Source organism: Bradyrhizobium sp. BWA-3-5 (assembly GCF_032917985.1).
Classification (GTDB): domain Bacteria; phylum Pseudomonadota; class Alphaproteobacteria; order Rhizobiales; family Xanthobacteraceae; genus Bradyrhizobium.
In genome coordinates this window covers 4,350,805-4,370,962 of the sequence record NZ_CP136626.1, presented here as the reverse complement: position 1 = coordinate 4,370,962, position 20,158 = coordinate 4,350,805, and the positions used below count along the sequence as shown (strand labels likewise).

General features: G+C 63.9%; 19 protein-coding genes. 10 read left to right on the top strand and 9 right to left on the bottom strand.

What is annotated here, in order from left to right:
* Positions 1–41: 41 nt before the first annotated feature.
* Positions 42–1,817: an aspartate--tRNA ligase gene (gene aspS, locus RX331_RS21195; RefSeq protein ID WP_317251854.1), complete on the top strand. Its 1,776-nt coding sequence runs from the start codon at positions 42–44 to the stop codon at positions 1,815–1,817.
* 130 nt (positions 1,818–1,947) lie between these two features.
* Here the strand turns inward: aspS and RX331_RS21190 are convergent, their stop codons facing one another.
* Complete coding sequence (locus RX331_RS21190) at positions 1,948–3,924, bottom strand: hypothetical protein (protein ID WP_317251853.1); 1,977 nt, start codon at positions 3,922–3,924, stop codon at positions 1,948–1,950.
* Positions 3,925–4,182: 258 nt separating this feature from the next.
* On the opposite strand from RX331_RS21190, the gene RX331_RS21185 reads away from it, so the two are divergent.
* The gene (locus RX331_RS21185; protein ID WP_317251852.1) at positions 4,183–6,492 is read left to right on the top strand and encodes an NADP-dependent malic enzyme; all 2,310 of its coding nucleotides are present in this window, start codon (positions 4,183–4,185) and stop codon (positions 6,490–6,492) included.
* Between the two features lie 279 nt (positions 6,493–6,771).
* On the top strand, positions 6,772–7,224 hold the full coding sequence (locus RX331_RS21180; protein ID WP_317251851.1) for a DoxX family protein: 453 nt from the start codon (positions 6,772–6,774) through the stop codon (positions 7,222–7,224).
* Positions 7,225–7,292: 68 nt separating this feature from the next.
* On the opposite strand, the gene RX331_RS21175 is transcribed toward RX331_RS21180, so the two are convergent.
* From RX331_RS21175 to RX331_RS21160, 4 genes are all read right to left on the bottom strand, one after another.
* Positions 7,293–7,802: a dihydrofolate reductase gene (locus tag RX331_RS21175; protein ID WP_317258202.1), complete on the bottom strand. Its 510-nt coding sequence runs from the start codon at positions 7,800–7,802 to the stop codon at positions 7,293–7,295.
* A 59-nt stretch (positions 7,803–7,861) separates the two neighbouring features.
* A complete protein-coding gene (locus RX331_RS21170) occupies positions 7,862–8,818 on the bottom strand; it encodes a polysaccharide deacetylase family protein (RefSeq protein WP_317251850.1) in 957 nt (318 codons plus the stop codon).
* A gap of 150 nt (positions 8,819–8,968) precedes the next feature.
* On the bottom strand, positions 8,969–9,541 hold the full coding sequence (locus RX331_RS21165) for a glutathione peroxidase (protein ID WP_317251849.1): 573 nt from the start codon (positions 9,539–9,541) through the stop codon (positions 8,969–8,971).
* Between the two features lie 84 nt (positions 9,542–9,625).
* Entirely contained in the window at positions 9,626–11,245 is a 1,620-nt protein-coding gene (locus tag RX331_RS21160; RefSeq protein ID WP_317251848.1) for a L,D-transpeptidase, read from the bottom strand.
* A gap of 322 nt (positions 11,246–11,567) precedes the next feature.
* Between RX331_RS21160 and RX331_RS21155 the strand changes: the two genes are divergently transcribed.
* The gene (locus RX331_RS21155; protein WP_410708300.1) at positions 11,568–12,044 is read left to right on the top strand and encodes a CreA family protein; all 477 of its coding nucleotides are present in this window, start codon (positions 11,568–11,570) and stop codon (positions 12,042–12,044) included.
* Positions 12,045–12,072: 28 nt separating this feature from the next.
* Here RX331_RS21155 and RX331_RS21150 read toward each other — a convergent pair whose 3' ends face one another.
* Complete coding sequence (locus tag RX331_RS21150) at positions 12,073–12,378, bottom strand: hypothetical protein (RefSeq protein ID WP_317251846.1); 306 nt, start codon at positions 12,376–12,378, stop codon at positions 12,073–12,075.
* A 322-nt stretch (positions 12,379–12,700) separates the two neighbouring features.
* Between RX331_RS21150 and RX331_RS21145 the strand changes: the two genes are divergently transcribed.
* The 4 genes from RX331_RS21145 (at position 12,701) to RX331_RS21130 (ending at position 15,213) form a co-directional block, all read left to right on the top strand.
* A complete protein-coding gene (locus tag RX331_RS21145) occupies positions 12,701–12,916 on the top strand; it encodes a hypothetical protein (RefSeq protein ID WP_317251845.1) in 216 nt (71 codons plus the stop codon).
* Between the two features lie 74 nt (positions 12,917–12,990).
* Positions 12,991–13,395, top strand: a complete 405-nt coding sequence (locus tag RX331_RS21140) for a hypothetical protein (RefSeq protein ID WP_317251844.1) — start codon at positions 12,991–12,993, stop codon at positions 13,393–13,395.
* Positions 13,396–13,494: 99 nt separating this feature from the next.
* A complete protein-coding gene (locus RX331_RS21135; RefSeq protein ID WP_317251843.1) occupies positions 13,495–14,721 on the top strand; it encodes a serine hydrolase in 1,227 nt (408 codons plus the stop codon).
* 42 nt (positions 14,722–14,763) lie between these two features.
* Positions 14,764–15,213 (top strand): ester cyclase, encoded by a 450-nt coding sequence (locus RX331_RS21130; protein WP_317251842.1) that lies wholly within the window; start codon positions 14,764–14,766, stop codon positions 15,211–15,213.
* Between the two features lie 9 nt (positions 15,214–15,222).
* Here RX331_RS21130 and RX331_RS21125 read toward each other — a convergent pair whose 3' ends face one another.
* Together RX331_RS21125 and RX331_RS21120 are read right to left on the bottom strand one after the other, a co-directional pair.
* Entirely contained in the window at positions 15,223–15,486 is a 264-nt protein-coding gene (locus RX331_RS21125) for a DUF6719 family protein (RefSeq protein WP_317251841.1), read from the bottom strand.
* A gap of 81 nt (positions 15,487–15,567) precedes the next feature.
* A complete protein-coding gene (locus RX331_RS21120) occupies positions 15,568–17,070 on the bottom strand; it encodes a PLP-dependent aminotransferase family protein (protein WP_317251840.1) in 1,503 nt (500 codons plus the stop codon).
* 75 nt (positions 17,071–17,145) lie between these two features.
* Between RX331_RS21120 and RX331_RS21115 the strand changes: the two genes are divergently transcribed.
* Positions 17,146–17,871, top strand: coding sequence for a pyridoxamine 5'-phosphate oxidase family protein (locus RX331_RS21115; protein WP_317251839.1), 726 nt, complete (start codon positions 17,146–17,148; stop codon positions 17,869–17,871).
* Between the two features lie 46 nt (positions 17,872–17,917).
* Complete coding sequence (locus tag RX331_RS21110; protein WP_317251838.1) at positions 17,918–19,195, top strand: ArgE/DapE family deacylase; 1,278 nt, start codon at positions 17,918–17,920, stop codon at positions 19,193–19,195.
* Between the two features lie 115 nt (positions 19,196–19,310).
* Here the strand turns inward: RX331_RS21110 and RX331_RS21105 are convergent, their stop codons facing one another.
* Positions 19,311–20,099 carry a cobalamin-binding protein gene (locus tag RX331_RS21105; protein ID WP_317251837.1) on the bottom strand — a complete coding sequence of 263 codons (789 nt, stop codon included), beginning with the start codon at positions 20,097–20,099 and terminating at the stop codon, positions 19,311–19,313.
* Positions 20,100–20,158: the final 59 nt, after the last annotated feature.

Below are 20,158 nucleotides of genomic sequence, written 5' to 3'. Positions count from 1 at the left end.
CCGCCGATTCGATTCCTCCGACATCAGTTCTTGGGACTACCATGCATCGCTACCGGTCACACACATGCGGCGCGCTCCGCGAGAGCGACATCGGGCAGACCGCCCGTCTTTCCGGCTGGTGCCATCGCATCCGCGACCATGGCGGCGTGCTGTTCATCGACCTGCGCGACCATTACGGCATCACGCAGTGCGTGGCTGACCCGGACTCGCCGGCCTTCAAGGAAGTGGAAAAGTTCCGCTCGGAATGGGTGGTGCGGATCGACGGCAAAGTGCGCAAGCGCCCCGAGGGCACCGACAATCCGGAACTGCCAACCGGTGCGGTCGAGGTTTACGTCAACGAGATCGAGGTGCTCGGGCCGGCGGCCGAGCTGCCGCTGCCGGTGTTCGGCGAGCAGGAATACCCCGAGGACATCCGCCTCAAATACCGCTTCCTCGATCTGCGCCGCGAGAAGCTCCATCAGAACATCATGACGCGCGGCGCGATCGTGGATTCGATGCGCCGGCGGATGAAGGAGCAGGGCTTTTTCGAGTTCCAGACCCCGATCCTGACGGCGTCCTCGCCGGAAGGGGCGCGGGACTTTTTGGTGCCGTCGCGCATCCATCCTGGCAAGTTCTATGCGCTGCCGCAGGCGCCGCAGCAATACAAGCAGCTCCTGATGATGTCGGGCTTCGACCGCTACTTCCAGATCGCGCCGTGCTTCCGCGACGAGGACCCGCGCGCCGACCGCCTGCCGGGCGAGTTTTATCAGCTCGACGTCGAGATGAGCTTTGTCACGCAGGACGACGTGTTCGCCGCGATGGAGCCCGTCCTGACGGACGTGTTCGAGGAGTTCGCCAAAGGCAAGCCGGTGACAAAGGGCTGGCGGCGGATTCCGTTTGCGGAAGCCGTGAAGAAATACGGCAGCGACAAGCCCGATCTGCGCAACCCGCTCGAGATGCAGGACGTCTCCGAACATTTCCGCGGCTCCGGCTTCAAAGTGTTCGCGCGAATGCTGGAAGATCCAAAGAACCAGGTCTGGGCGATCCCGGGACCCGGCGGCGGCTCTCGCGCGTTCTGCGACCGCATGAATTCCTGGGCGCAGGGCGAGGGACAGCCGGGCCTCGGCTACATCATGTGGCGCGAGGGTGGCGAGGGCGCGGGGCCGCTCGCCAACAACATCGGCGCGGAGCGGACCGCTGCGATCCGCAGCCAGCTCGGCCTGAAGGAAGGCGATGCCGCCTTCTTCGTCGCCGGCGATCCGGACAAGTTCTGGAAGTTTGCCGGCCTGGCGCGCACGAAGGTCGGCGAGGAGTTGAACCTGGTCGACAAGGACCGGTTCGAACTCGCCTGGATCGTCGATTTCCCGATGTACGAGTATGACGAGAACGAGAAGAAGATCGACTTCTCGCACAACCCGTTCTCGATGCCGCAGGGCGGCCTCGAAGCGCTGCAGACCAAGGAGCCGCTGACCATCAAGGCGTTCCAGTACGACATCGTCTGCAACGGTTACGAGATCGCCTCGGGCGGCATCCGCAACCACAAGCCGGAAGCGATGGTGAAGGCGTTCGAGATCGCGGGCTATGGCGAGAAGGACGTCGTCGAGCGGTTCGGCGGCATGTACCGCGCGTTCCAGTACGGCGCCCCGCCGCATGGCGGCATGGCGGCTGGCGTCGATCGCATCGTGATGCTGCTCTGCGGCACCACGAACCTACGCGAGATCTCGCTGTTCCCGATGAACCAGCAGGCCGTCGACCTCCTGATGGGCGCGCCATCGGAAGTCACGACCAAGCAGCTCCGCGAACTCCACATCCGGCTCAATCTGCCGGACAAGGGCTAGGGTCTAGTGAGGTCAGGTTCGGTCAATCGCCTGCCACCTTGCCCTTGACGGCTACTGTGCATGGGGTTGTTTTCGATATTTTGTTGGGGCGGTCAACGCAGCACCGCCCGCGAACCTGACCTCATCATGCTCACAGGCCGGTGGAAGCCTCGATCCGGAATTGCGCCAGCGCGATCAGCGGGTCGGTCTTTAGCATCTGAAAGAGCTGCATCGCCGGCACCTTGCCGAGCGGCGTGAACTTGATCACCAGCGTTTGCCCCGGAGTCTCGACAAAGCGCGCCAGCGCCTGCACGGCGTTCACGGCATCCGGATTGGTGGCAACCTCCTCGCTGCTTGCCTTGATGCTCTCGACGATCGCCTTGCGCGCCTCCTCGCGGCTGACGTTCTCGGCGCGGGCGTATTGCACGATGCCGAGATCGACGCTGCCGAGATCGCGCACCGTAAGTTCGATCGCGCCGGCCTCGATCTGCGCGGCCGCGCTCGCCGCCTGGACTACATTGGCCGAGAATACCTGCCGCGGCACGTTGGCGAGCGTCATCCGCGCGGATGCCTTCAGCACGCCGCCGATCTCCAGTTTCGGGGCGTCCACCACGAAGCTGCGCGGCGCTTCGGTCCATTCCGCGCCGATATCGCCGTCGACTGAAAGCGGATCGATGCCCGCCGCCACCAGCTGCCGCATGGCCGGGTCGCTCGCATCGACCGGCGTCGTCATCTTGGCGGTGACGCGCAGCTTGCTCGGGATTGGTCCGACAAACTGGCCCCAGTTCACATCGAATCTGTCGAGATTGACGAACTTGCCGGTGTTCTTGAATGGCGCCGTGACAGCCTTGACCTCGACGCCCTGGATCAGGGGAAACAGCCCCGCGATCAGTTCGGGCGAAGGCGCCTGCGCGGGATTTGTGAACTGTGCCGACAGCCGTATGAAATTGGCGATATCCAGCGATTTCAGCGCGAAACGTCCGAGCTTGAGTGGGCCTTTCGGCGTGTTGGTATCAAGCCCTTCCATGGCAAACTCGCCGATCTTGCCGTCTTCCAGGTTGAACCTAACAGCCGCGAGCTTGAACGGACCTTGCGGCATTTCGGCCGCGAGGCCGCGCATCTCGGCTCTGTCGACGCGCATGCCCTCGTAGATCGTGGCCGCCTTTTCGACCAGCTCGCGCGCCTGCGCCGGCGAGGGCGGCGCGTCTCCAGCCGTCTGGATCATGGCCAGCAGTTCCGGCAGTTGCAGCCGCGACGGACGCAACGCGATTTCATCGACTGTCATCGCATCGATGCGCATGCGAACGCCTTGCGCCGAAGTGACGGCGTAGGGGCCGGCCGTCATCTTGCCGTAGGCGCGGAGATAGCGATCCTCGCTGCTTTTTTGCGGGTCGAGCGTGGCGGCGATCGCGCTGGCGTCGAAGTCGCGCCAGTCGATATTGGCGATTTCGCCGGTCATCTTGTCGGGCTTGCCGCCCTGTTGCGTATTGACCGTAAAGCTGGCGCGCTCGATATCCATTGCGGCGATCTTGCCGTCCCTGATGTCCTTGAAAGTCATGCCGGAATAGGCGAATTCGCCCGACATGGCGCTGCCGAAGTTCATCGTCCCCGTAATGCTGGGGGCGGACACCGATGTCGCTGATATCGCCGCGAATTGCTGCAATCCGGATCGGTAGGCATCAACGAGGGATGCCGACGCCGGCGGGTGCGCGACGCTGGCGGGGCCGGAATAGTCCGTCATGACGATGCGTGGCATCTTGTAGGCGAGTTTCCCCTCCGTCTGGCCGGGAATGCTGCTGCCGATCTCCAGGTCCGATGCCTCGATCGTATCGGCGGAGAACCGGCCGGCGTCCGGCTGGGCGACCCCGGCGGCGATAATACTGGCGACCTTCACGCGAACCGGCGGCTGCGTGGCCGACTCCGTCGCGATATCGTCGATCCGGAGCGTGCGGCTCTTCAGGTCGAACGAAACCTTGCCGTGGCTGGCCTTGCCGCCGGAGGCTCTGATCTGCTCGAACGCGGTCTCCACCTCGCGGGCAACCCGGTGCTGCGTGTAAAATTCGAAGCCGAAGAAGCCGCCCACCGCGATCACGACCGCGGCGACCAGACCCAGCAGTATTTTTGCCATTCGTTGTGCTCCGGACGCCGGCATCTGCGGAGACAAAATTGCCATAATGCCGGTCAGGGGGACGGGGTAGGGAGGAAATTATGCTACCGGCTTTGCTGCTATGCGTCGATGCCCTGTTGATGGGAAAGCTGGCGGATGTTGCATCCAAGTGGTTGCCCGTGCTTCACATCCAGCTCAATCTGCCGCAAAACCGACGGTTCGAATGAAGATCGGCCTCGGCACGTAATTCGGGGTCGTTGAAACCCGTGGGGGGAGTGTATGTCGTCCTTTTCTGAAGATCTCCGCTCCGCGGCGCTTGCGTATCACCGGCTGCCGCGCCCGGGCAAACTTGAGATCCAGGCGACCAAGCCGCTCGCCAACCAGCGCGACCTCGCGCTGGCCTATTCGCCCGGGGTGGCTGCGGCCTGCACCGATATCGCCAACAATCCGGCAGAAGCGGCGTCGCTGACCTCGCGGGCCAATCTGGTCGCCGTGGTCTCCAACGGTACCGCGGTGTTGGGGCTCGGCAATATCGGTCCGCTGGCTTCTAAGCCCGTCATGGAAGGCAAGGCGGTCCTGTTCAAGAAATTCGCCGGCATCGACGTGTTCGACATCGAGATCGCCGCCGACACCATCGAGCGCGTGGTCGAGACGGTGGCGGCGCTGGAGCCGACCTTCGGCGGCATCAACCTCGAGGACATCAAGGGTCCGGAGTGTTTCGAGATCGAGGCGCAGCTCAAGGAGCGCATGAAGATCCCGGTCTTCCATGACGACCAGCATGGCACCGCCATCATCGTCGGCGCCGCCATCGTCAATGGCCTGTTGCTGAACGGCAAGAAGCTGCCGGAGGTGAAGATCGTCTGTTCGGGCGCGGGCGCCGCGGCGATCGCCTGCCTCAATCTCCTGGTGTCGATGGGCGCGCAGCGCAAGAACATCTGGGTCTGCGACATCGACGGCGTCGTTCACGAGGGCCGCAACACGCTGATGGACCGCTGGAAGGCGGTCTATGCGCAGAAGACGAATGCTCGCGTGCTGGCTGACGTGATCGGCGGCGCCGATATCTTCCTGGGGCTGTCCGCTCCCAACGTGCTGAAGCCCGAGATGGTCCAGGCGATGGCTGACAAGCCGCTGGTGATGGCGCTGGCCAATCCCAATCCGGAAATCATGCCGGACGAGGCGCGCAAGGCGCGGTCCGACGCCATGATCTGCACCGGGCGTTCCGACTTCCCCAACCAGGTCAACAACGTCCTGTGCTTCCCGTTCATCTTCCGCGGCGCGCTCGATGTCGGCGCCACCACCATCAACGAGGAAATGAAGCATGCCGCGGTCGAGGCCATCGCGCAGCTCGCGCGCGACCCGCCGTCGGATGCGGTGGCGCAGGGCTTTGACAGCGGCGAGGCGCAGGGTTTCGGTCCGGGCTCGCTGATCCCGAGCCCGTTCGATCCGCGGCTGATCCTGCGAATCGCACCCGCTGTGGCGAAGGCCGCGATGGAATCCGGCGTGGCGACGCGCCCGATCAAGAATTTCGAGGAATACAAGGCGCTGCTTGAGCGTTTCGCCTTCCGCTCCGGCCTGACCATGAAACCGGTATTCGCCAAGGCCAAGACCCAGCCGGTGCGCGTGATCTATGCCGAGGGCGAGGACCAGCGCGTGCTGCGCGCCACGCAGGTCGTGCTGGAAGAGAAGCTGGCGCGGCCGATCCTGGTCGGGCGGCCGTCAGTGGTGGAAGCCCGGATCAAGCGGTTCGGCCTCTCGATCAAGGCTGGGCAGGATTTCGACCTCGTCAATCCCGAGGACGATCCGCGCTACCGTTCCTATGTGCAGACCTATATCGACGTGGCGGGGCGGCGCGGCGTCACGCCCGAAGCTGCACGCACGGTGGTTCGCACCAACAACACCGTGATCGCTGCGCTGGCGGTGATGCGCGGCGAGGCCGATGCGATGCTGTGCGGCGTCGAAGGCCGCTATATGAGCCATCTGCGCCACGTCCGCGAGATCATCGGCTTTTTGCCGGGGGTCAGCGATTTCGCCGCGCTCGCGATGATGATCACCAGCAAAGGCTCCTATTTCATCGCCGATACCCAGGTGCGGCCCAACCCGAGTGCCGAGGAACTTGCGGAAGTGGCTTCGCTCGCGGCCACCCATGTGCAGCGCTTCAACATGAAGCCGCGCATCGCCTTCGTGTCGCATTCCGACTTCGGCAGCTACGATACCGAATCCTCGCGCAAGATGCGCCGCGCCACCGCGCTGCTTCGGGAAAAGCATCCGGAGATCGAGGCCGACGGCGAGATGCAGGGCGACACCGCACTTTCGGCTGCGGCACGAAAACTCGTGCTGCCGCACTCGAACCTGGAAGGCGACGCCAACATCCTGATGATGCCGAACCTCGACACCGCCAACGTCGCCTATCAGATGATCAAGACGCTGGCGGACGCGTTGCCGGTCGGCCCGATCCTGATCGGACCAGCGCGGCCGGCGCATATCCTCACCCCGGGCGTCACGGCGCGCGGCGTCCTCAACATGACGGCGGTTGCCGCCGTCGAAGCCCAGGAACGAGCCGGGCGCCAGCAGCCGACCCTGTTCGGCTAGATCTGTTCGAGCCGAACCAGAGCTGGCATCTGCCTTTGTTCTGACGCGTTTTCTTCGCGAACCATACATGTCCCCGGATCACGTCCGGGGCATGCATGGCTCGAATGGCTATGATCAACAAAGCGCCTTGGTTCTACTCCTATAGAGAGGTCTGGTTGCAGGCGCGCAGGCTCCTGCGCGGGCGGTTTCGATTTGAGCGTTTGAAAAGCAAGGACGAAACGCCCATAATCGTTTCGTGCCGCCTGCTAATTTTGCATGCCATTCAGTGAGGCCAATCCCATGCCAGCGTTAGTTACCTTCGGGCGAGTCCTGTTCGCCGTGCTTTTCATGTACACGGGGACGACCAAGCTGTTCGCGATACAGCCGACGGCGGACTACATCGCCTCCAAGATAACCATTCCGGCAATGCTGACGCCCTATACCTCGCAGCTCGAGACCATGACGGGCATGCCGTTGCCGCAACTGCTGGCGATCGGCGCCGGCGGCTTTGAAATTCTTGCCGGCCTGATGATCGCGGTCAATTTCGGCGCACGCTTCTTCGCGATCCTCCTGATCTTCTTCGTGATCGGCGCGACCTTCTATTTCCATGATTTCTGGAATCAGCCGGCGCCCGAGAATGCCAAGGCGCTGATCGACGCCCTGAAGAACCTGTCGATCATCGGCGCGCTGTTCATGATCGCCGGCTACGGCAAGGGGCCGCGGCCGAACGAGGCGGCCTACGGGGATATCTAGATCGGGCAAGCCGCGCTGACGGACCAGCATCAAACTCTTGATCAGGACTGGAAGGCGAGAGTCGCCGCTTAAGCGATGCGCTGCCATGGCGTGACGCTGACCTCATGGGTGGCGTCCAGCATCTGCGGCTCGCCGGCGCGCAGGCCGTGGGCGGCCAGGACGTCCTGCGGCGACCGCGTGGGCACGCCGGGGAAGCAAGGCTCACCGCCGGGAAGGCGGACGTGCGGCGCCAGCGACAGCCAGAATTCGTCGTAGCGGTCCATGAACATGCCGAACACGCCGGGCCCACCGATGACAGCGACGGTGCCGGTATCAACGCCGGCATGATGGCAGGCGGCTTCAAACGAAGCGCCGGCCGGATTCCACAAGGTCGCTTTCGGATTGGCCGGATCGGGCGTGATCGCATCGACATGCCGCGTCAGGATGATGCGCTTGCGGCGCGGCGAGTTCGGCTGGTCCTCGTAGGAGTTGCGGCCGTGCAGGATCAGGTCGGCACGGTCGAGGGCGGCGGTGAAGAACGCCTTGTCGCCCTCGAACTTCAGCTCATTCGGCATGACATTGCGCGCGTCGGCCAGCATGCCGTCCGCGGAAACGATGACATAACCTTCGATACGCAGCGCCGGCACGGCGGCGTGCGTTATTCCGAGATCGTCTGGACGACGCTGGAGACCGGACGCGAACTCACGGTCGGCAGCTTCAAATCCTTGACGATGTCCTCGTCATATTGCGCCAGCGTCTGCACCGGCGTCTTGGCGCGCATCGCGACCACCTTGTAGCCGCCGGCCTTCAGCCTCTTCAGAAGCTCGGGCAGGGCTTCGGCGGTGTGCTTCTGGAAGTCGTGCATCAGGATGATGCCCTTGCCGTTCTTCTCGACCTTGCGCATCACGGTGTCGATAATGGTCTGCGCCTTGCTGGCCTTGAAGTCGAAGGAGTCGAGATCGCAGGAGAAGATCGCGATGTTGCGTTCGCCGAGATAGGTCACCATCTCCGGCGGGTGCTGCAGCGCGGGGAAGCGGAAGAACGGCGCCGGCGCCTTGCCGCCAAGCGCCCATTTCACGGCGCTGAACCCCTTTTCGATTTCATCCTTGCGCTGCTGCTCGGTCAGTTTCTTGTTGACGAGGGCGGCATGCGACCAGGTGTGCGATCCGATCGAGTGGCCGGCCGCCATCACCTGCTTGAGGATTTCCGGATGGTAGGTGGCGTGCTTGCCGATCGGGAAGAAGATGCCGGTGGTGCATTCTTCAGCGAGCGTCTTCAGCACCGAGGGCGTATTCACCGGCCACGGGCCGTCATCGAAGGTCAGCACGACCTCCTTGTCGCGCAGGAAGTCGAGCTCCTTGAAGTGCTCGAAGCCGAAGCCGGGACCGCCGGTGGTATCGATCTCGACGGTGCGGCCGATGCCGAGGGCGTCGGGATTATTGCAGGGCGGGCGGGTCGAGACCGGGGCCGGCGGCGGAGCGGGGGCTGGGGCCGGAGCCGGGGCTGCCTGGGGAGCGGCCGCCGCGCCTTTCGCGGGCAGTGCCTGCGACCACGCCGCGCTCGATGCCAACAGCGAAATCGCGCCTGCAAAGATCATCCCTGCCGCAACACGCATCTTGTTTTCCTCAAAGTTGAATCCCGCACCCGGTCGCGGCGCCGCCGTGATCCGGTCTGCCCCGAAGCAGATAGTAGCCTAGTTGGAGCCGGCCCGCCAACGCAACCCGCCGCGGTTACGCCCAGCCGATTTGTTTGCGGAGTGGTGCGTTCAGGATGCAGCCAGCGCTCGCGCGATCGCGGTTTTCACCCGTGTATCTACGGGCTCGACGGATTCCGGGAAGACATCGGCGATATAGCCGTCGCGCCCGATCAGGTATTTATGGAAGTTCCAACGTGGAACATCCTTCGGCCGTGCCTCTGCCGCCCATTTGTAGAATGGATGCGCGTTCGGACCGCGGACGGCAGCCTTCCCGGCGATTGGAAAGGTGACGTGGTGGTTCTGCGTTGTCGCGGTGATCTCGCTCGCGCCGCCGGGTTCCTGGCCGCCGAAATCGTTGGAGGGCACGCCGATGATCATCAGGCCGCGGTCACCGAACTCGCTCCACAATTGCTGCAGTCCGCCATATTGCGGCGTGTAGCCACAGAGCGAGGCGGTGTTGACGATCAGCATCGGCCGGCCGGCGAATTCGGAAAGGCGGATGTCGCCGCCGGCGAGGCCCGGAAATGAAAACGCGTAGGCCGTAATCCGGCTCATGCCGGCCTGTGACAGCGATTGCCTGGTTGAGCTGACGGCTGCGATCGCGGCCAGCGCAGCAGTCATCATGCTTCTACGGTTCATCATGAGACGCGCTCCGGCTGGTGGTTCGATGGAGCAAAGCATACCGCACGGCTGCGCCGTCAGCCCCTCAACAAGGCGTTATGAAAACTACCGCAGCGGGACGATGAAGTCGGTGCCTTCGCCGGTCTCGCCGCCCTGGTTGACGCCGAGATCGGACACGATGATCGAGGCACCGGTGGAGAGCACTTCGGCGATCCGCGCCATCGCCTCTGGCGCGACGCTGATGCGGTCGAGCGCTTCGGCCGGGCTGTTCGGCACTGGCGACGGCTTGGCCTCGGCAGTGGCAGCCTTCTTGCGGCCGGCGGTGCGTCCGTCCTCCTCGGTGCGGGCGGCGCTACGGGCTGTGACGGGCAGCGAGACCACGGACCAGCGCAACAGATTGGGGTCGGTCTTGTCGGTCTCGGCGGTGAAGACGTGCGTGCCCAGCGGCCGGTCGCTGGGGGCGATCGTGACTGGCGCCTCAAACTGCGGCTTGAAGTTCTCGCGGACATAGAGCCTGGAATCCTTGCGGCTCACGAAGACCGCAATCTGGCCGGCGCGCCGGGGCGCCTCGGCCTTGGCAGCCTTTTCCGCGCCGGGCAGACGCGACGAATCCTTCTTGGCGTCGGGCGAAACAGCCGGCGCTGCCGGTGCACCGGCGCCTGTCTTGGCACGCTCGGCGACCTTCTCAGCTGATGTCTCGGTCGCGGGAGTCTTGGCTTCGGCCTTCGCTTCGTCGGCCTTCATACCCTCGCTTGCGATGACTTCCGTCTTGGTGGCTTCGCCGGTGTCAGCCGCGTTGGCTGCCGGCTCCGACTTCGCTGTATCAGCCTTGGTTTCCACGCTTGACGCATCGGATACGACGGCATTGGCGGCCGGCAGCGCGCCGCTGGCATCAGCGGTGTGGGTCTGTTCGCGCAGCGGCGCGGCGTGTCCGACGGTCGGGCGAAGATCGAGGCCGGCCTGCGAATTCGCGGCCTTGATGGCGCCGCCGGCGTCCGCGCCCTTGTCGCTCTTCACCGCGGGCGCATCATTCGCCGGATCATCGGCGAGGAGGGGTTGCGGTACGACCTTCTGCGCCACCAGCAACGGGTGCGCGAAATTGGCAGGCGTGATTTGGCCGGGCGTAATGATCACGCGGGCGCCCATCCGGGTCCAGTTCCACATCTTCACGGCAAAGGCCATCGGCATGCGGATGCAGCCGTGCGATGCCGGATAGCCCGGCAACACGCCCGCATGCAGCGCGACCCCCGACCACGTGATGCGCTGCATGTAAGGCATCGGCGCCCCGCTATAGATGTTGGAGCGGTGCATCTTGTGTTTCTGGATGACGCTGTATACGCCCATCGGGGTCGAATGCCCCTTCATGCCCGTCGATACCGGGCTCTCGGCGAAAAGACCCTTGGCGTCATAGACGCGGAGCTTCTGCTGCTCGATCGAGACCGCGATGATCAGCGGCCCCTGCGGCTTGGCGTTGATTTCCTTGACGGCCGCCGCGGACTTAGCGGACGGCCGGCGCACCTTGGGCTTGCGCGGCTGCACCGGCGGCATGGGCCGGTAATAGCTGGGGTCGGAATCCTGCCAGTAGAACATCGTGGCGGCATCAGCCTGGGTAGCGGCCACGACGGAGCCGGCCGCGGTCAATATCGCAATCTGCCAAAATCGTTGTTTCGAAATGGTCGCGCCCGCACTATTCGCACTGAAAAACCGATGCCCATTCACGCGCATTACCTCAAATCCGGCTACTCGAATCTACTGTCCTGCCAATTCATTTGTGTCGCAGAGGGGAAAAGCGTTCACCAGCGTAGGCCTTCTAATTTCAGCGCTTTTCGCCCCGATCGTAGCAAGAAAGCCTCACATTCCGTTAAACGGCCGATCGGACGTTTCAGGTGATATCGCACCGTCGCGTCAGCACCATGGCCTTCCTGTGCGACATTCCGGCACTACATAGGCGGCATGCCCTTCAGCGGAGATATCAATGACATCCAAGGCCGTCGTTAAGTGTGACAGGAAGTGGAGACTATTGGCCTTGGCGGTGCTGGCGCTGACGATGTGGCAGGCCGCCCCGGCGTCGGCCGCGGAGGAGCCCGACCTGATTTTCCGCCGCTCCACGGTCTTCAAATGGCTCAGTCCCAACGACAAGCTGGCGACCTATGCCCTTGACGATCCCGAGGTCGAGGGCGTGGCCTGTCACTTCACGGTGCCGGAAAAGGGCGGCTTCAAGGGCTGGCTTGGGCTAGCCGAAGAAGTCTCTGATATTTCGCTGGCCTGCCGCCAGATCGGCCCGATCAAGTTCAAGCACAAACTGGAGCAGGGCGACGACATGTTCCGCCAGCGCCGGTCGCTGTTCTTCAAGAAGATGCAGATCGTCCGCGGCTGCGACGCCAAGCGCAACGTGCTGGTCTACATGGTCTATTCGGATCGCCTGATCGAAGGCTCGCCGAAAAACTCGACGTCCTCGGTGCCGATCATGCCGTGGGGCGCAACCGATACCGCCATTCAAAAATGCGGTGAATTCATTCAGTAAGCCTCGATCCGGGATCAGAACCTCAAGCTTACCGTTTGAGCGGATTGGAATATGGGCGGGCCTCCTGGCCCGCCCCGTCCTTGCGGTCGCGGCAGCCGACCAGATGCACGAATTGTTGCGGCGCCGAGACATTGCCGCGAAATTCGCTGCCTTGCTGCGACATCGCGCCACAAGGGCCCGCGGCATGCACGGAGCTCTTTTCTTGGCGCTCGGTCTTCACCGAAGGATGGATCCGCGGTTCGGGGCCGTTATTCCCACACAAAACTTCAACCACCGGCTGGCCGGATTTGCGGGTCGCCGTTGCACTGCCAACATCATTGTTGCCATTACCCACGACGGCTGTCCTTTGTTGAGGAAGGGATCAGAACGCGCCAACGCGCGCAAAGTTGCGCGAGCTGCTCGATTGAGTCGGCCGGCGACGGCCTGCGGTTCACCCGATAAACCGCCGCCCAAGGCTGTTCTAACCCATTGGGCAAGGGCCAAAGCGCACCGCAAGGGGCGGTTCACGGGTTCCGCCTGGTTATTGCCGCCGACGCCATCGCAACTGAATTCATTGAGCTTTTCCCGCCATTGTTTCGTCTGACGCGGCCGACGAAACAATTCTCCAGGGCAATGAAACCATTTTCCATTTTGGCGCAGAGGTGCGGAAACAGCCGGTGGTTATCAGGGTGACCAACGAGCTGGCGATGCTGGCTACCGACACCGGAGACAGTCAGATGCGGACCCTCAGCTTCATCCTCGCCTTCGCCTTTATCCTGGCTGGGCCCTCGATGGGTGGCTCTGCGGATCAGACCCTGCCGGGGGTGGGCACCTTCGCCTATAATGGTTCGCCGGTTGCGATGGCTGTACCCATGGTTGTCGCCGCCAAGTGAGCATGGTGGATCTCCTGCAAGGAGATCCTGAGCAAGAAGAATCCTGGCAAGAAGTTCGCCGATAAAGGCACCGTATGCTGGTACGCATCTGTTCTGCCGTAATTCTCTCGCTTCTTCTTGGCGGTGCTGCGCAGGCCCAGGCCCAAAAAATTCAGGTTCAGCCGCCGCAAACCACATTCCGTTCGCTGTTCAAGGTGCCCGATCCGCGCGGCGAGTTCGTGCGGCTCTGCGCGCCGCATATGGTTGGCCGCTGGGCGCATCCCGAAAGCGTGTGCGGCTGCCTGCACGACTATGCCGCCGCGACCATCGAGGATGCCGATTTGCGCGAGGCGCTGCTCCGCGGCATCAGCGAGACGGGTGTGCCGACGATCGAGACCGCGTGGGTGCCGCCGTCGAAGCAATCCGAGATCGGCCCGACCTTCACCAAGATCGCCAAGCCCACGCTGCAATGCATGTTCGATCCGGCGACGAACCAGTAACGCCGGCGATACTTAGTCGCCGATAAGCCCGCAGGCTCGACACACCGGTAACCGCCATTGTAAGCAATGTCTGGTCGACGATCTCCAGCGAGCCAGCCGATGCAGCCCGGGCGTGTCCTGCTCTCATGCGCGATGCTTGTCGCGACGGGCCTGCCAGCTTTCGCCGCGCCCGACGAAGACCTGCTCGGCAAGGCGGCCGGCTATCCGGTCGGTTCGCGCGCCAACTGGTACTACGAGGAGAGCGTCCGCGTCGGATCGTTCAGCCATCTCGACCTTATCCTGCCACACTACACGCTGGCGAAATCGGCTGCGCCGCTGCGGCTTGCCGCGGCCGCCAGCCCGCCTGCGATCGAATATCGCTTCGAAAAGCAGAGCTATTCGCTCGACGACTTCCTGGCGCATCAGCGCGTCACCGGCTTTCTCCTGATCAAGGACGGCGAGGTGCTGGCCGAGCGCTATCAATACGACCGCAAGCCGGACAACCGTTTCGTTTCGCACTCGATGGCGAAATCGATCGTGAGCCTCGCCGTCGGCATGGCTCTCGACGAGAAGAAGATCGCCTCGCTCGACGACACCATCGCCAAATACGTGCCTGCGCTGTCGGGCAATCCCTATGGCGAGACCACGATCCGCAACATGCTGCGGATGGCGTCCGGCGTGCCGTTCGAGGAGGTCTATGATGGCAAGGACGATCTGGCGAAGTTCAACAAGATCCGCTTCACGCAGGACTCGGTTGCCGCGCTGCGCGCCTTCACCACGCGCGAAGTGGCGCAGGGAACGCGCTTTCACTATGCGTCCAACCAGACGGTGGCGCTGACGCTGCTCATACGCGCGGCGACCGGCACGTCGCTCAGCGAATATCTGACGACGCGGCTGTGGCAGCCGATGGGCGCGGAGGCCGACGCGACCTGGGTCAGGACCAAGGACGGCACCGAGACGGGATCGGGCAATTTCAACGCGGTGTTGCGCGACTATGGCCGGCTGGGGATCCTGCTGGCGAACGATGGCGCTCTGGGCGGCCGCCAGATCGTGCCGAAGGACTATCTGCTCGACGCCACCGACTGGCACCGTCAGCCCGAGGCGTTCGGGCCGCGCAAGGCGACGCCCTATTTCGGCTATGGCTACCAGTTCTGGCTGTTTCCGGGTGAGAAGCGGCGGTTCGCGCTGCTCGGCGTATACGGGCAGTCGATCTTCGTCGATCCCGAGCTCAAGCTGGTGATGGTCATTACGGCTGCTGCGAAGAACGCCAGCGTCGGCAAGGAGCCGCTCGCGCGCGAGCGCGATGCGCTGTGGCGCGCTGTCGTCGGAAAATACGGAAGCTGGTAGGGGAGGTCCATTATCGGGTACCTCTTGCACAAAGGAGCTGTCATGCGATCTCTGGTTATCGGCCTGATCGGCCTGTTCTCGCTAATGATCTCTCCGGCGCTTGCCGCCGGCGAAGCGATACAGGAGGCCAACAAGAAGGCCGTGCTCGAATTCTACGATGCGGCGCTCAACCGTAAGGATTTCGACGCCGCCGCGAAATATTTCGGCTCCCATTACATCCAGCACAATCCGACCGCGCCAGACGGCATCGAGGGTTTCAAAGGCTTCCTCGGCTTCCTGCGCGAAAAGTTTCCGGACTCCCGCAGCGAGATCAAGCGCGCCTTCGCCGATGGCGACTACGTGATCGTCCACGTCCACAGCGTCCGCGAGAAGGGAACGCGGGGCCGGGCAATCATCGACATCTTCAGGCTGGAGAACGGCAAGATCGTCGAGCACTGGGACGTCGTGCAGGAAATCCCCGAGAAGGCCGCCAACAACAACGGCATGTTTTAGCAGCCGACGCTAGCGCAGCTTCTTCGTCCCCAGTCGCGGAATGCATTTGCTGGTGCGGAGCACGCCCGAAGCCGTCATCTGCGAGCCCTGGACTTCCTTGATCTGGCCCGCCGGGCACGATCCGTCATCGACCATGACGCGCTGGCCGAGCCTGAGGTCGCCGATGTCCTGCTCGCGCGAGACCGTCTGCGCGAGCGCTGTCGTCGCCAGGCCGAGCATGCCTGCGATCAATGTGCCGGTGACGAGATACGAGACGTTGCGAGGGCACGGCATCCGGTGTTTCCGTTGGTGGTGTTGATTGGGGCCCGACCTTAATAAGGGGACCGCGATTCTGATAGGGCGCCGCCAGCGCGCTCAACCCACGGCCTTCACCCGTTTGAGCCTGGTTCCACCCTTGGCCGGCCTGCGATGGGCCTGCAACGCGGCCAGCGATGCCTGCGCCAGCCGCTCGGCTGATGCGATCAGCTCCGGCAGCGGATGACCGGCGAAGCCGAGGACGAAGCCCGGCAGCGGGCGGACGCGAAAACAGGTTTCCGCCAGCAGCCATCCCCCGACGCCGGCAGCGGCCTTGGCCTCCGCTGCGACGCGCGGATCGGCCTTTGGATCGAACCGCGCGACGAGGTGCAGGCCTTGCGAGGGCACCGGCACCGACAGTTCGCCATGCGATGCGCGCGACAATGTCGATGCCAGCGCGTCGCGCGCCTCGCGGTAGAGCCCGCGGACCCGGCGCAGATTGGCGGCGAAGGCGCCGGAATTGAGCATATCAGCCACCGCGCCTTCCAGCAGCGTGCCGGGAAAGCGATCAAGCACGGCGCGTGCGGCCGCGACCGGTCCGACCAGCCGCTCGGGCAGGGCGCAATAGCCGATGCGCAAGCCGGGAAACAGGGTCTTGGCAAACGTGCCGACATAGATGACCCGCGAGAGATGATCGATGCCGGCGAGCGACAGCAGGGGCGCGCCGTCGTAGCGAAACTCGCTGTCGTAATCGTCCTCGATCACGAAGCCGCCGGCCTCCCGTGCCCAATCAAGCAGTTCAAGCCGCCGCGGCATCGACATCTGCACGCCCAGGGGAAACTGGTGCGACGGTGTCACATAGGCGGCGCCGGCCGTGGGTGCGAGGGCGCGTCCCCTCGCCACAATCAATCCAGAAGCGTCGACCGGCACCGAGACCGGGCGCAGTCGGCAATGTTCAACCGCCTTTCGTGCGGCCGGATAGCCGGGGTCCTCGCACCAGATCTGGTCGCCGGGCCTTAAGATGGCACCGAGCACGACTCGCAGCGCATGCTGCGTTCCCGACGTCAGCATGATCTGGTCCGGATCGCAGCGCAGCCCGCGCGCCGACAGCAGGTGATCGGCAATCGCCACGCGGAGCTCGCGGTTGCCGCGCGGATCGCCGTAATGCAGGTGCTCGCTGCCGAACGCGCGCATGCGGCGGCCGGCGAACGCCCTGAAGCGCTGCAAGGCCCGTTCGTCGATATGAGTGCAGCCGAGCGCGAGCGGACCTTGCTGCGGCTCCTCGACCGCGATCTTCGCCTTGCTTCTGTCGCTGCCGCGGGCGGGAATGCGCGCGGCGACGAAGGTGCCGGAGCCGACGGTTGCGACCGCAAAGCCGTCGGCGATCAGCCGCTCATAGGCTGACGTGACGGCGTTGCGGCGAAAGCCGGTCTGCTTCGCCAGCGTGCGCGAGGGCGGCAGCGGCTCGCCGGGCTTGGCGATCCCGCCGGTGATGGCATGGCACAGCGCCTGATAGAGCCGATGCTGGGAAGACGCGCCCGGTGTGATGTGCGCGCCGGAGAGGTCGAGCGCCAGTTCGGGCTTGCGCCGTGAGGCCTGCGAATTGGTCGGAATTTTTCGCATGGAATTGGCACTATCGCAGACCAAATGGGCCGGTACAACTCATCATGACCATATTCGATTGGAAGAGGATCTGCCGTGACTGACGCCGTGACCCCTGACGCATATCCGCTATCGCCGCGAAACCAGGTGAAGCGCCTGCACGAACGTGGTCGCTACGACCGGGCGACGATCCATGGCCTGCTAGACGCCTCGATGCTGTGCCACGTCTCCTACGTGATCGACGGCCAGCCCTATTGCACGCCGACATTCTTCTGGCGTGAGGGCAGCAAGCTCTATTGGCACGGCTCGAGCGCCAGCCGCATGCTGCGCAACCAATCCGCCGGCCAGCGGGTCTGTCTCACGGTTGCGCATCTCGACAGCCTGGTGCTGGCGCGCTGCGGCTTCAACCATTCAGCGGACTACCGCGCCGTGATGGCATTCGGTACCGCCTATCTCATCACGGACCCCGTGGAGAAAGAGCAGGCGTTGGTTGCGATGGTCGACCGATTCTTTCCCGACCGGACCGCGAGCCTGCGACAAAGCACGGTGCAGGAGATCAAGGCGACGGCTGTCATTGCCATGGAAATCGAGCAGGCTTCCGCCAAGATCAGGTCGAAGGGCGTTGCCGACGACGACGAGGACTATGCGCTGCCGATCTATGCCGAGCGCATTCCGGTGCGCACCGTGCTGGGGCGGCCGGAACCCTGTCCACGCCTTCTCGATGGCGTCGAGCGTCCGGCGTCGCTGAATGCCTATTCGGAGGGCCGCCTGCTCGAAGATGCATTGCGGGATGCACATTTTGCGCATTACGCCAGCGGCTGAGATCGGGCTAGGGTGCGCACTCCCTAATTCCTGATTGGAGCGCCGCATGACGACCGAGACGCAACAGAGAATCCTTGACGCCGTTGACGCCGGCTTCGATGCGCAACTGGTGACGACCAGGGATTTCGTTGCGATACCATCCACGCGCGGCGCGGAGGGGCCATGCCAGGACATGATCGGCGACCTCCTGCGCCAGCGCGGCTACGAGGTCGACGATTGGCATATCGATGTCGAGGACCTGAAGGATCTGCGCGGCTTCGGCCCCATCGAGCACGATTTCTCCAAGGCGCGCACCGTGGTCGGCACCTACAGGCCGTCCAACAATGCAGGCAAATCGCTGATCCTGCAGGGCCATTGCGACGTCGTGCCGGCAGGTCCCCTCGACATGTGGGAGACGCCGCCATTCTCGCCTGTAATCAAGGACGGCAAAATGTACGGCCGCGGCGCCTGCGACATGAAATCCGGCACCATCGCCGCGCTCTATGCGCTGGACGCGATCAAGGCCGCAGGACTGAAGCCGACGGCCCGCATCCACTTCCAGTCCGTCATCGAGGAGGAGTCGACCGGCGTCGGCGCGCTCTCGACCCTCCAGCGCGGCTACCGCGCGGATGCCTGCTTCATTCCCGAACCGACTGGCGGGAAGATGGTGCGCTCGCAGGTTGGCGTGATCTGGTTTCGCCTGCGGGTGCGCGGCATCCCCGTGCATGTGGCTCATGCGGGTTCGGGCTCGAACGCGATCATGGCGGCTTATCATCTGATTCACGCGCTGCAAAAGCTCGAGGTCGAATGGAACGAGCGCGCCAAGGCCGACCGCCATTTCAAGACGCTGACGCACCCGATCAATTTCAATCCCGGCATCATCAAGGGCGGTGATTGGGCCTCCAGCGTGCCTGCCTGGTGCGACGTCGATTGCCGGATTGCCGTGCTGCCGGGCTGGTCCATCGCCGAGTGCCAGAAGGAAATTCTGGCCTGCGTCTCCGCCGCCTCGCGCGATCACCGTTTCCTCTCCAACAACCCGCCCGAGGTGCAGTGGTCCGGTTTTCTGTCGGAAGGCTATGAGCTGACGGATTCTGCCGCGCCCGAGGCCGCCTTCGGCAAGGCGTTTTCGGCCGTCTACGGCGGCAAGGTCGAGGACCTTGTATTCACCGCACTCACCGACACGCGTTTCTACGGGCTGAACTACGACATCCCGAGCCTGTGCTTCGGTGCGAGCGGCGCCGCGATGCACGGCTTCAACGAATATGTCGACCTGGACTCGCTGCGGAAGTCGACCAAGGCGACCGCGCTGTTCATTGCGGAATGGTGCGGCGTGGAGAAGGTGTGAGCGCTAGGCCGCGCTCCTTCACCGTCATTGCGAGCGAAGCGAAGCAATCCATCTCTCCGCGCGCCGAGGCATGGATTGCTTCGTCGCTTCGCTCCTCGCAATGACGACGGAAAGTTCACGGCTGATCAGGCCACAACGCTGCAACAATCGCATCGAGCCCATCCGTTAACGCCGCCGGTCCGGGCTGCAAAATGATCGTCGACTTGATCTCGGTAATGCGGTTGTTGCGCACGGCCGGGATATCGGCCCACCCCGGACGCTGCCGGATGCGGTCGGGCACGACCTTCTTGCCGCACCAGGAGGCGAGGATCACGTCGGGGGCGGCATCGCGCACGACGTCGGGCGAAATGATGCGGTCCTTGGCGGCCTGCTGAAACCTTAAGTTCGGCAGTGCGTCCTCGCCGCCGGCAATCTCGATCAGTTCGGACACCCAGCCGATGCCGGAGATCAGCGGATCGTCCCATTCCTCGAAATAGACTTTTGGCTTTGGCGCGGGCCGGGGCGTTGCCGCGATGCGGGTGAGGCGTTCCTCGAATGATCTTGCAAGATGATCGGCGCGCTCTGTGGCGCCGACGATGGCGCCGAGCGTGCGGATCATCGCGAGGATGCCGGCAATGTCGCGCTGATTGAAGACGTGGACGGCGACGCCCGCGCGCACCAGATCGGCGACGATGGCGGCCTGCAGATCGGAGAAAGCCAGCACGAGATCGGGCTCGAGCGCCAGGATTTTCGGAATGTCCGCGGAGATGAAAGCGGCGACCCGCGGCTTCTCGCGGCGCACGCTCGGCGGGCGCACCGCATAGCCGGATACGCCGACGATGCGGTCCTGTTCGCCGAGCAGATACAGCGTCTCCACGGTCTCTTCGGTCAGGCAGACGATACGGCGGGGCGGGAACTGGCGCATGGTAGCGGTATGCCGAATTCTACCGCGCATGTCACGGCAGCCATTACCTCGGAGGTCAT